Raw genomic sequence first — 10,628 nt, 5'->3', positions numbered from 1 at the left:
CTGCGAGCGGCGCAGAGCGAAGTGCAGCATGCCGGCCGCCACCGTGGCGTTGGTGATTTTATCAATGAGGATGAAGCCGCCCAGCGTGTGGCTGGTTGCATAGGGCTCGAAGGGGATTGGCCGGTCGGTGGCGAGATTGGCCACGCCGATGGCGTTCAGCTCCAGCGTTTTTGCCGCCATATGCTCCATGGTGTTGATGTTCACCTGGTATTTCGGCGCCTGCACCGTGGCGGTTAGCGTCTGCGTGCCGAGCTTCAGCCAGTAGGGCCGGCCGGGGATCAGCGCCTCATCGGCCATCCAGACGATCACGGCCTCGAACTGGTCCGCCACTTGCGCCGGCGCATCGGCGATGCAGATGACATCGCCGCGTGAGCAGTCGATCTCATCGGCGAAGCATAAGGTCACCGACTGTCCGGCCACCGCCTGTTCCAGATCGCCGCCGATGGTGACGATGCGGGCGATGGTGGAGGTTTTGCCCGAGGGCAGCACGCGGATGGTATCGCCAGGGCGCACGGTGCCGCTGGAAATCAGCCCGGAAAAGCCACGGAAGTCCAAATTCGGGCGGTTGACCCATTGCACCGGCATGCGGAACGGCTTTTGCTGGTCGGCGGTTACGTCCAGTTCGACCGTCTCCAAATGGTCCATCAGCGTGGGGCCGCCATACCATGGGGTGTTGGCGGATTTGCTGGTGATGTTATCGCCCATGAAGCCGGAGATCGGCATCGGGGTGAATGAGTTGATGCCGATGGATGCGGCGAATTTTGTGTAATCGGCGACGATGGCGTTATATTTTTCCTGATCATAGCCGATCAGGTCCATTTTGTTCACGGCCAGAACGATGTGGCGGATGCCGATGAGATGCGCGAGGTAGGAATGGCGGCGCGTTTGCGTCAGCACGCCTTTGCGCGCGTCGATGAGGATGACCGCGAGGTCGGCCGTGGAGGCGCCGGTGACCATGTTGCGGGTGTATTGTTCGTGGCCGGGTGTGTCAGCCACGATGAACTTGCGTTTTTCGGTGGCGAAGAAGCGGTAGGCGACATCGATGGTGATGCCTTGTTCGCGCTCGGCGGCGAGGCCGTCGACCAGCAAAGCGAAGTCTATATTCTGCCCCTGTGTGCCGACCCGTTTGGAATCCGCCTCGAGTGCGGCCAGCTGATCCTCGAAGATCATCTTCGAGTCGTACAGAAGCCGCCCGATCAGCGTCGATTTGCCGTCATCCACCGAGCCGCAGGTGATGAAGCGCAGCAGTGATTTGTGCTGATGTTGCAACAGATAAGCGTCAATATCGGTGGCGATCAGCGCGTCGGTCTGATAGGAGGATGCTTGTGTGGTTGTAACGGACATCAGAAATACCCCTCCTGCTTTTTTTTCTCCATGCTGGCGGCCTGGTCATGGTCGATCGCACGGCCCTGGCGCTCCGATGTCGTGGTCAGCAGCATCTCCTGGATCACCTGCGGCAGCGTGGTTGCCTCCGACTCCACAGCGCCGGTGAGCGGGTAGCAGCCGAGCGTGCGGAAGCGCACGGATTTCATCTCCGCCACCTCGCCGGGGCGCAGGCGGAAGCGCTCGTCATCGACCATGATGGTCAAGCCGTCACGCTGCACCACCGGCCGCTTCGCCGCGAAATACAGGGGCACGATCGGGATGTTCTCCAAATGGATATATTGCCAGATATCAAGCTCGGTCCAGTTGGAGATGGGGAATACGCGGATGCTCTCGCCCTTGGCTTTGCGGGCGTTGTATAAATTCCACAGCTCCGGGCGCTGGTTTTTCGGGTCCCAGCGGTGGTTGGTGGAGCGGAACGAGAAGATGCGCTCCTTCGCGCGCGATTTCTCCTCATCGCGCCGCGCGCCGCCGAAGGCTGCGTCGAATCCGTATTTATCCAATGCCTGCTTCAGCCCTTCGGTTTTCCACATGTCGGTGTGCAGGCCGCCATGGTCAAACGGGTTGATGCCGCGCGCGGCGGCCTCGGGGTTTTGATACACCAGCAGCTCCATGCCGCTCTCGCGCGCCATGCGGTCGCGCAGCTCGTACATCGCCTTGAACTTCCAGGTCGTATCGACATGCAGCAGGGGAAAGGGCGGCGGGCTGGGGTAGAACGCCTTGCGGGCCAGGTGAAGCATCACCGCGGAGTCCTTGCCGACCGAGTAGAGCATCACCGGCTTTTCGGCCTCGGCCACCACCTCGCGCATGATGTGGATCGATTCAGATTCCAGCCGTTGCAGATGCGTGAGCTGACTGGTGGGCGAGGGGGTGGGCGTGGTCATTGCGGCGGCGGCTCCGGTTGGGCGGGATAAGGCACAGGGCCGCAGTTTAGTCCGCACGCCGCGATAGGTAAAACCTTGTTGGAAAAAAAGAAGTTTTTACCAAAAGCCGCGCGGTTGAAGGAAAAAACCCGGCGGCGGGATGCGCGCGGGCGGAAGATTAAACGGCGGCTGGTTCAGGACAGGCCGCCGATTTCGCCATTGGCGTCGAGGAAGATATGTTCGGCCGCCGGGTGGCGGGGCAGGCCCGGCATGGTGAGGATGTTGCCGCAGAGGGCGACGATGAACCCGGCGCCGGCGGCGAGGCGGACCTCGCGGATGTTAAGGCTGAAGTGATCCGGGGCGCCGCGCAGGGTTGGATCAGCCGAGAAGCTGTATTGGGTTTTGGCCATGCAGACGGGCAGGGCGGCGAATCCGGCGTTGGTGAATTCGCGGAGTTGCTTGGTGGCGGCGGGCTCGAAGGTGACGTCCGTGGCGCCGTAAATTTGTGTGGCGATGGTGCGGATTTTTTCCGCCAGCGGCAGATCGTCAGGGTAGAGGAGTTGGAAGCTGGAGGGGGTATCGCTAAGCGCGCGCACCGCGCTGGCCAGCTCCAGGGCGCCCGCGCCGCCCGCGGCCCAATGGTTGCAGGCAACCACCCTGATGCCGGCCCCCGCGCAGGCGGCTTCCACCGCCGCGAGTTCGGCAGGGGTGTCGGCGGTGAAGCGGTTGATGGCCACCACCACCGGCAGGCCGTATTGGCGCATGTTGCCGGCGTGGCGGAGCAGATTGGCGCAGCCGGCGCGCACCGCCTCCACATGCTCCGTGCCCAACTCGTGCAGGGGCACGCCGCCATGCATCTTCAGCGCGCGCACGGTGGCGACCACGACGCAGGCGGCGGGGGTGAGCCCGGCCTTGCGGCATTTGATGTCGAGGAATTTCTCGCCCCCCAGATCGGCGCCGAAGCCGGCTTCTGTGATGACGAAATCAGCCAGGCCGAGGGCGGTTTTGGTGGCGATGACCGAGTTGCAGCCCTGCGCGATGTTGGCGAAGGGGCCGCCGTGAATGAAGGCCGGGGTGCCTTCGAGCGTTTGCGCCAGGTTGGGGGCCAGCGCGTCGCGCAGCAGAGCCGCCATCGCGCCGGTGGCGTTGAGTTCACGCGCGCGCACCAGGCGCTTGTTCATGTCGCGGCCGATCACGATGCCGCCCAGGCGCTGCTCCAGATCCGCCAGCGATTCCGCGAGGCAGAGGATGGCCATTACCTCGCTGGCGGCTGTGATGTCATAACCGGTTTGGCGGGGCGCGCCGTTGCCGGGGCCGCCAAGCCCGCTCACGATGTCGCGCAGGGCGCGGTCGTTCAGGTCCACCGTGCGCGGCCAGGTGATGCGCCTTGCGTCCAGGTTGAGCGCATTGCCCCAGTAGATGTGGTTGTCGATCATCGCCGCCAACAGGTTGTGCGCGGCGGAGATGGCGTGCAGGTCACCGGTGAAATGCAGGTTGATCTCGCTCATCGGCCCAACCTGCGCTCGCCCGCCGCCGGTGGCTCCGCCCTTGGCGCCAAAGCATGGCCCCAGGCTCGGCTCGCGCAGGCAGATGGCCACTTTGACGCCCTGGCGGCGCAGCGCGTCGCCCAGGCCGATGCTGGTCGTGGTTTTGCCCTCGCCGGCCGGGGTGGGGCTGATGGCGGTGACCAGCACGAGCTTGCCGCGCGGCGCGGCCATGGCGCTGGTTGCGAAATCCAGCGGCACCTTGGCCTTGTAAGGGCCGTAGCGGTAGAGCGCCTCGGGCGGGATGTTCAACGCCGCGGCGACGGCCTCGATGGGTTGCAGGGGGGTGGCGCGGGCAATGGCGAGGTCGCTGGCGGGATCAATGGTTCTGAACATGGCAAGGGGCCTAGCACGGGGCGGCGGCGGGCATAAAGGGGAAGCTCATGCGCCGCCTATCGCGGATGTTATTCGCGCGGCCAGCGTGCCGGCGGCGAGGTTGCCGGGGAAGGCGCTGATGAAGCTGCCACTGGGCGCCATGAGGTAGATGAAGTCGCTATGCGTGATTTCGCCGCCTTGCGGGCCGGCGGGGGCGGCATACACATGATACGCCTGCATGGCTTGGGCGACCTGCGCCGCTGTGCCGGACAGGCCGATGATATCGGGCGAGAACAGGCGGGCGTAGCGGCTGGCCGCCGCCGGGGTGTCACGCGCGGGGTCTATGGTGATGAACAGGCATTGCAGGCGTTGCGCCGCCCCGCCCATTTTGGCCAGCGCCAGGGCGATATGGTACATCGCCGCCGGGCATTCATCCGGGCAATGCGTGTAGCCGAAGAATATAAGCAGAAATTTGCCGGGGAAATCCTGGTTGGTGACGCTCTGGCCCGCGCCGTTAGTGAGGTTGAAAGGGCCGCCGATGGCGCTTTGCGCGCGCGCCGGGGGGATGGCCAGGGCCAGCACGGCCCCGCCCAGCGCGCCGCGCCTTGTCAGCCGCATGGCGGGATCATGATTCCACGAGTTGCCGCGCGCGCGGGGTACGCGCGGGGGCGGCTTGGATGTCGCCCACATCGAACCGGGCGGCCTGTGCCGCCAGCTGGCGCACCTCCTGCCCCAGGCTGTGCGCCGCGGCATTGGCCTCTTCGACCATTGCGGCGGTGCGCTGGGTGCCATGGTCCATGCTGTTCACCGCGTCGTTCACCTGCGCCAATGCCGCCGCCTGCTGCCCCGCCGAGGCGCTGATCGCGTTCACGGCAAGGTCGATCTCGCCGACCTGCACGGCCAGACGCACCAACACCTCGCCGGTTTTCGCCACACGGTCCACGCCTTCGCGCACCTGGGCCTCGGAAGCCTGGATCAGCGCTTTGATCTCCTTGGCGGCATCGGCCGAGCGTTGCGCCAGCGCCCGGACCTCGGTGGCCACCACCGCGAAGCCGCGCCCCGCATCGCCCGCGCGTGCCGCCTCCACCCCGGCGTTGAGCGCCAGCAGGTTGGTCTGGAAGGCGATTTCGTCGATCACGCCGATGATGTTGCCGATCTGGCGGGAGGAGGTGTCAATCCCGTTCATGGCTTCCACCGCCTGGGCCACCACCGTGCCGGAGAGCGTTGTCTCGTTTCGCGCGGCTCCGGCGGCATCGCGCGCCTGCGCCGCGCCGGAAGCGGTGGCGCGCACCGCGCTGGTCACCTCATCGAGCGAGGCGGCGGTTTCCTCCAGCGCGGCCGCCTGTTGCTCGGTCCGGCGGGCCAGATCGTCAGAGGCGGAAATGATTTCGGCGGTGCCGGTGTTGATGGTGCCGGTAGAGCGCAGGATAGCGGTCACGATCTCGCGTAACTGCGCCAGGGCGGCGTTGTAGTCGGCGCGCAGTTTTTCGTAATTGGACGGAAACGGCTGCTCCAGCTGGTGGCGCAACTCGCCGCGCGCCAGCCGGGCCAGCCCTTGCGCCAGCGTGCTGACCACCTGGCTCAGCTCACGCGCTGTTTCGGCGCGCAAGGCCTCGGCGCGCTGGCGTTCATCTTCGACCACCAAGCGCTGCGCCGCGGCTTCGGCCTCCGCCGCCTGGATTTCGGCCGTGGCGGCCTGGGCATCGGCGAGGTGGCGGGCGGAGCTGTTGAACAGGGCGACGATGCGCTGAGTCACCCAGACCAGGGCCCCGGCCTCTACCACCACGATCACCGCATGCAGCAACACGCGCGGCAGGCTCGCCCCATCGGGAAAGAGCAGCGCGGGCGCCAGGTAATTCAGGCTTAGATGGTGCAGCGCGGTCACCCCCGCGCCGGTCAGGATCACATCCCGGTCGCAATAGACGGCCAGGATGGCCAGCGCCGCGAAGTAATACATATGGACGTCGATCTGCAGGGGCGCGCCGCGGCAGGCGGCCAGGATGATGGAGACCATGGCGATATAGGCGGCCGCGACGGTCAGCCGTGTTGCCTTCGCCTCCGGCGCTAGGGACCAGGCGGCGCTCGCCACCCCCGCCACCAGCGCCGCCGCGACGCATGGCCCCCACACGCCATTGCCCGCCGCCCAGGCGCTCAAGCCGGCCACGGGTACGTGCAGCCATAGCCACAGCACCATCCAGCGGCTGGCTGTGTCGCGCAGTTTGTCCATATCGGTTTTCATGTCAGTTCCCTGTTGCCTGCGATGCTTGGTTTCCGGTTCGCCCGCCGCACGCGCCCGCCGCCTGGGGGTTAAGCAGCAGCCACGCCCCCTGGCGGCGCAATTGCCTGCGGCCGCCGCCTTTGGCTGGGAGCGCCACCACGATGAACGGCAGGCCGCCCAGGCGGACCACCGGCCCGGCGGAGGCCGCAGCCAGCATGGCGCGCGAGGCGCTCCACCAGGGCGGGAACACCACGGCCACCGGCCCCCCGGCGGCGGGTTGGAGGTTGATGGCGGCCGCGGCCGCCAGCGAGAAAAGCGCCAGCGCGGCGGGCAGCAGCCAGGAGGAGGGCCGGGAACCGTTCATGCCAGCAGGCTTAGGCATGGAATGCTTAAGAAATAGCTCTCCGGCCGGCATTGCGTTTTGTTAATGTTGATTCAGGTCAATCATCCAGGGGGGATTCCGTGCGAGAAGGGGGAACGGCCTCCGTTGTGAGGTATAGCCCGAGGAGAGCGAGCATGCCCGAGAAACCCACGAACCCTTTCGAAGCCTTCCTGCTGCCGCAGAACCTGTTTGACGGGTCGCAGAAATTCGTGCCCAACGCCAAGGTCTTTGAGCAAATGAGCGAGGTGGCGCGTAATCTGGCGGAGGCGCAGATGGTCTATGGCCAGGCCGTGATGCGCGCCAATGCGGCGCTGCTCAGCGTCATGTTCAACCAGGCCGCTCCGGCTGAGAACGAACGCCCCAGCGAGGCGGCGTTGAAATCGGGCAATACCGGTGTATGAGGCCGTCTTTCAACGGATAGCTGGCGTGCCGCGTTGAATTTGTTAAAGCCCTGAAGATCTGAGAGGCGCCATGGATATCACGACCGAATTGCTGGAAAACCGCATTTTCGACGACATTGCGCTTGGCGACAGCGCCAGCATGACGCGGCAGATCACGCTGGATGACATCGCGTTGTTCTCGGTGATCTCGGGGGACATTAACCCGGCGCATCTCGATGCCGAATACGCCGCGACGGATCTGTTCCACCATATCATCGCGCAGGGGGTGCTGACCGCCGGGCTGATCTCGGCCGTGCTCGGCACGAAACTGCCGGGGCCGGGGACCATCTACCTCAGCCAGGAGCTGCGTTTCCTCGCGCCGGTGAGCCCTGGCGACACGATCACCGCGGCGGTTAGCGTGTCGGAGAAGATTCCGCAGAATCACCGTGTGATTTTGGACTGCGCCTGCCGCAACCAGCATGGCGCCCTGGTGCTGCAGGGCACCGCCACGGTGAAGGCGCCGGAGCAGAAGGTGAGCCGCCACGCCATGGCGTTGCCCGAGGTGCGGTTGCTGCGCCATGAGCATCTGCGCACTCTGCTGAGCCGCGCCGGCGCGGGCGAGCCGCTGCCGACCGCGATTGCGCATCCGTGCGACGAGACCTCGCTGCTGGCCGCGCTGGAGGCCGCGCGGGCCGGGCTGATTACGCCTATTCTCGTGGGGCCCGTGGACAAGATACGCGCCGTTGCCGCGGCCCATGGGCTGGATATAACCGCCCTGCGCATAGAGCCCGCGCCGCATAGCCACGCCGCTGCCGCCCGCGCGGTGGAACTGGTGCGCACCGGGCGCGCGCGGCTGCTGATGAAGGGCTCGCTGCATACCGATGAGCTGCTGCATGAGGTGACCGCGGCACAGACCGGCCTGCGGACCGGCAAGCGGCTGAGCCATGTTTATGTCATGGATGTGCCCTCCTACCCCAAGCCGCTGCTGGTGACCGATGCGGCCATCAACATCGCGCCTGATCTGGAGGATAAGGCTCATATCATCCAGAACGCCGTCGACCTGGCGCATGTGCTGGGCATTGCCGCGCCGCGGGTGGCGATTCTGGCGGCGGTGGAAACCGTGAACCCGGCGATGCAGGCGACGCTGGACGCCGCCGCGCTGTGCAAGATGGCCGAGCGCGGGCAGATTACCGGCGCGGTGCTGGATGGTCCGCTGGCGTTCGACAACGCGATCAGCGCCACGGCGGCGGCGCAAAAGAGCATTGCCTCGCCCGTGGCGGGGCTTGCGGATATTCTGGTGGTCCCCAACATCGAATCGGGCAATATCCTGGCCAAGCAGCTCACCTTCCTGGCCAATGCGGATGCCGCCGGCATTGTGCTCGGGGCCAGCGTGCCGATTATTCTCACCAGCCGCGCCGATGATGCGCGCACGCGCATGGCCTCCTGCGCGCTGGCGGTGATTCTGGCGGGAGCGGCCAAAGGTGCCTGATGCAGTTCTGACGCTCAACGCCGGGTCGTCGAGCCTTAAATTCGCGTTGTATGAAACCGGCCCGGTGCTTGCCTGCATCGCCACGGGCGCGGTGGAGAACATCGGCGCCGCGCCGCATCTGCGTATTCATGCCGGGGGGGCGATTGCGCTGGAGCATCGCTGGCCGGATCATGCGCCGCTCACGCATGAGGATCTGCTTGGCACCGTGCTGGAATGGGTGGAGGCCCATCTGGGCGCGGACAGGCTGATTGCCTGCGGGCACCGCATCGTCCATGGCGGCAGCCGGTTCAGCGCCCCCACGCGTCTCACCGCCGCCGTGCTGGCCGGGCTGGAGGCTTTGATTCCGCTGGCCCCGCTGCACCAGCCGCACAACCTCGCCGCCGTGCGCGCGGTGATGGCGCTGCGCCCGGCGCTGCCGCAGATCGCCAGTTTTGACACCGCCTTCCACCATACCATGCCCGTGGCGGCCCAGCGCCTGCCGCTGCCCCGGCATTTTTATGATGAAGGCGTGCGCCGCTATGGTTTTCATGGGCTTTCCTATGAGTATATCGCCTCGCGCCTGCCGGGGGTGGCGCCGCATCTGGCGCGCGGGCGGGTCATCGTCGCGCATTTGGGCAACGGCGCCAGCCTGTGCGCCATGGCGGCGGGGAGATCGGTCGATACCTCGATGGGGTTCACCGCGCTCGAAGGGTTGATGATGGGCACGCGCACCGGCGCCATGGACCCCGGGGTGTTGCTGTATCTGCTGCAATCATGCGGGTTCACGCCGGAGACGCTGAGCAGCCTGCTGTATACGCAATCGGGCCTGCTGGGCGTCTCGGGCATCTCCGCCGACGTGCGCGCGCTCCTCGCCGACCCGCGCCCGCAAGCGGCCGAGGCGCTGGCGCTGTTCAGCAACACGGCCGCCCGCCACATCGCCGGGCTGACGGCTTCGCTCGGCGGGCTGGACGGGCTGGTGTTCACCGCGGGCATCGGCGAGAACGCGCCGGCGATTCGCGCCGCCATCTGCGCCCGGCTGGGCTGGCTCGGCATCGGGCTCTCCCCCGAGGCGAATGCCGCGAACGCACCGTGCATCAGCACGCCGCGGAGCGGGGTGGAGGTTCGGGTCATCCCCACCAGCGAGGAGGCGATGATCGCGGCGCACTGCCTCTCGGTTCTCGGGGAGGGCGGCAATGCGAACGGGATTGAAACGGGGCGCCCCATGGCGCATAATTGAAGGGTGGGTGCTTCAACTGGCTCTAAGCGGTGAGGGAGGGCGGTATGTGTCCACATTGCGCTGACGGTTCCGGGCATATCCATGCGCATCGCGCGCGGATTTTGCAGCTTCTGGCCCTGATCGAACACCCTGACGCGCTCCCGGCGGGTGATGCGCTGCGGATTGCCGGGGAGCTTTTGGCCTGGGCCGGGCAACAGGAGACGGGGTTGCGTTGCGAGCCGGTGGCGGCCAGCGGCTTTGGCGCGGCCGCCTGAGGGGGCGCGGTGATGGAACCACAAACAGGCTTGCTGCCGGGGCCCGCCGCTGAGCTGCTGGCGCGGCTTGAGCTTGTCTACCAGGATCTGCATGCCAATCCTGAGCTTTCCATGCAGGAGCGGCGCACCGCCGGGATCGCCGCGGCGTGGCTGCGCGAGAATGGCTTTGAGGTGAGCGAGGGCGTTGGCGGCACAGGGGTTGTCGGGCTGCTGCGCAATGGCGAGGGGCCGGTTGTTATGCTGCGCGCGGATATGGACGCGCTGCCGATCCAGGAAAGTACCGGCCTGGCTTATGCGAGCGATAAAACCGGAACGGACCGTTTTGGCCAGGCCACGCGGATTGCGCATTCCTGCGGGCATGACATGCATGTGGCCTGGCTGATGGGGGCGGTTTGTATCCTGGCTGAAAACCAGGCGGCTTGGCGCGGCACGGTGATGGCCGTTTTCCAGCCTGGGGAAGAAACCGGGCAGGGGGCGCGCGCCATGATCGAGGATGGCATGGTCAAGCGCTTCCCCCGGCCGGATGTGACCCTGGGGCAGCATGTGATGCCGCTTTCAGCCGGGCAGATCGGCTGGCGCACGGG

General features: G+C 66.4%; 11 protein-coding genes. 5 read left to right on the top strand and 6 right to left on the bottom strand.

Features of this window, described 5'->3' with window-relative positions:
- From cysN to HKL97_RS05340, 6 genes are all read right to left on the bottom strand, one after another.
- On the bottom strand, positions 1-1,344 hold a 1,344-nt coding region (cysN, locus tag HKL97_RS05365), incomplete at its 3' end, for a sulfate adenylyltransferase subunit CysN (RefSeq protein WP_291423194.1).
- Positions 1,344-2,267 (bottom strand): sulfate adenylyltransferase subunit CysD, encoded by a 924-nt coding sequence (cysD, locus tag HKL97_RS05360; protein WP_291423192.1) that lies wholly within the window; start codon positions 2,265-2,267, stop codon positions 1,344-1,346. The genes cysN and cysD, both read right to left, overlap by 1 nt.
- A 173-nt stretch (positions 2,268-2,440) precedes the next feature.
- The gene (locus tag HKL97_RS05355) at positions 2,441-4,126 is read right to left on the bottom strand and encodes a formate--tetrahydrofolate ligase (protein WP_291423190.1); all 1,686 of its coding nucleotides are present in this window, start codon (positions 4,124-4,126) and stop codon (positions 2,441-2,443) included.
- A gap of 45 nt (positions 4,127-4,171) precedes the next feature.
- Entirely contained in the window at positions 4,172-4,723 is a 552-nt protein-coding gene (locus HKL97_RS05350; protein WP_291423188.1) for an SCO family protein, read from the bottom strand.
- Between the two features lie 7 nt (positions 4,724-4,730).
- A complete protein-coding gene (locus HKL97_RS05345; protein ID WP_291423186.1) occupies positions 4,731-6,344 on the bottom strand; it encodes a methyl-accepting chemotaxis protein in 1,614 nt (537 codons plus the stop codon).
- 1 nt (position 6,345) lies between these two features.
- Positions 6,346-6,687 carry a hypothetical protein gene (locus HKL97_RS05340; protein ID WP_291423183.1) on the bottom strand — a complete coding sequence of 114 codons (342 nt, stop codon included), beginning with the start codon at positions 6,685-6,687 and terminating at the stop codon, positions 6,346-6,348.
- Between the two features lie 152 nt (positions 6,688-6,839).
- On the opposite strand from HKL97_RS05340, the gene HKL97_RS05335 reads away from it, so the two are divergent.
- The 5 genes from HKL97_RS05335 to HKL97_RS05315 form a co-directional block, all read left to right on the top strand.
- Positions 6,840-7,106 carry a hypothetical protein gene (locus HKL97_RS05335; RefSeq protein WP_291423182.1) on the top strand — a complete coding sequence of 89 codons (267 nt, stop codon included), beginning with the start codon at positions 6,840-6,842 and terminating at the stop codon, positions 7,104-7,106.
- 70 nt (positions 7,107-7,176) lie between these two features.
- On the top strand, positions 7,177-8,574 hold the full coding sequence (locus HKL97_RS05330; protein WP_291423180.1) for a bifunctional enoyl-CoA hydratase/phosphate acetyltransferase: 1,398 nt from the start codon (positions 7,177-7,179) through the stop codon (positions 8,572-8,574).
- Positions 8,567-9,790 carry an acetate/propionate family kinase gene (locus tag HKL97_RS05325; RefSeq protein WP_291423178.1) on the top strand — a complete coding sequence of 408 codons (1,224 nt, stop codon included), beginning with the start codon at positions 8,567-8,569 and terminating at the stop codon, positions 9,788-9,790. Before HKL97_RS05330 ends, HKL97_RS05325 begins: the two co-directional genes overlap by 8 nt.
- A gap of 44 nt (positions 9,791-9,834) precedes the next feature.
- Complete coding sequence (locus HKL97_RS05320) at positions 9,835-10,044, top strand: hypothetical protein (RefSeq protein WP_291423176.1); 210 nt, start codon at positions 9,835-9,837, stop codon at positions 10,042-10,044.
- Positions 10,045-10,056: 12 nt separating this feature from the next.
- On the top strand, positions 10,057-10,628 hold a 572-nt coding region (locus HKL97_RS05315; protein WP_291423174.1), incomplete at its 3' end, for a M20/M25/M40 family metallo-hydrolase.

It is taken from the genome of Acidocella sp., from assembly GCF_013044125.1.
Taxonomy (GTDB): domain Bacteria; phylum Pseudomonadota; class Alphaproteobacteria; order Acetobacterales; family Acetobacteraceae; genus Acidocella.
The sequence above is the reverse complement of the archived record's forward strand: the minus strand, read 5'-3'. Positions and strand labels throughout refer to the sequence as shown.

Bases quoted from the DNA above. Each gene is read 5' to 3' on its own strand.
- cysD (WP_291423192.1), bottom strand. From the start codon at position 2,267: ATGACCACGCCCACCCCCTCGCCCACCAGTCAGCTCACGCATCTGCAA.
- HKL97_RS05355 (WP_291423190.1), bottom strand. From the start codon at position 4,126: ATGTTCAGAACCATTGATCCCGCCAGCGACCTCGCCATTGCCCGCGCC.
- HKL97_RS05350 (WP_291423188.1), bottom strand. From the start codon at position 4,723: ATGCGGCTGACAAGGCGCGGCGCGCTGGGCGGGGCCGTGCTGGCCCTG.
- HKL97_RS05345 (WP_291423186.1), bottom strand. From the start codon at position 6,344: ATGAAAACCGATATGGACAAACTGCGCGACACAGCCAGCCGCTGGATG.
- HKL97_RS05340 (WP_291423183.1), bottom strand. From the start codon at position 6,687: ATGAACGGTTCCCGGCCCTCCTCCTGGCTGCTGCCCGCCGCGCTGGCG.
- HKL97_RS05335 (WP_291423182.1), top strand. From the start codon at position 6,840: ATGCCCGAGAAACCCACGAACCCTTTCGAAGCCTTCCTGCTGCCGCAG.
- HKL97_RS05330 (WP_291423180.1), top strand. From the start codon at position 7,177: ATGGATATCACGACCGAATTGCTGGAAAACCGCATTTTCGACGACATT.
- HKL97_RS05320 (WP_291423176.1), top strand. From the start codon at position 9,835: ATGTGTCCACATTGCGCTGACGGTTCCGGGCATATCCATGCGCATCGC.